Origin of the sequence: Pantoea sp. USMM079 (assembly GCF_037153115.1) — a bacterium.
Taxonomy (GTDB): Bacteria; Pseudomonadota; Gammaproteobacteria; order Enterobacterales; family Enterobacteriaceae; genus Pantoea; species Pantoea communis.
The window spans coordinates 1-231 of the sequence record NZ_JBBCKX010000087.1 but is presented as its reverse complement, the minus strand read 5'-3'; the positions used below and the strand labels follow the sequence as shown (position 1 = coordinate 231).

At 50.6% G+C, this 231-nt stretch carries 1 rRNA gene; it reads right to left on the bottom strand.

Annotation, left to right across the window (positions count from 1 at the left end):
- Positions 1–231, bottom strand: a 23S ribosomal RNA gene (locus WFP70_RS26640); the annotation flags it as partial.

Below are 231 nucleotides of genomic sequence, written 5' to 3'. Positions count from 1 at the left end.
CTGCAACTTAACGCCCAGTTAAGACTCGGTTTCCCTGCGGCTCCCCTATACGGTTAACCTTGCTACAGAATATAAGTCGCTGACCCATTATACAAAAGGTACGCAGTCACCAAACAAGTTGGCTCCCACTGCTTGTACGTACACGGTTTCAGGTTCTGTTTCACTCCCCTCGCCGGGGTTCTTTTCGCCTTTCCCTCACGGTACTGGTTCACTATCGGTCAGTCAGGAGTA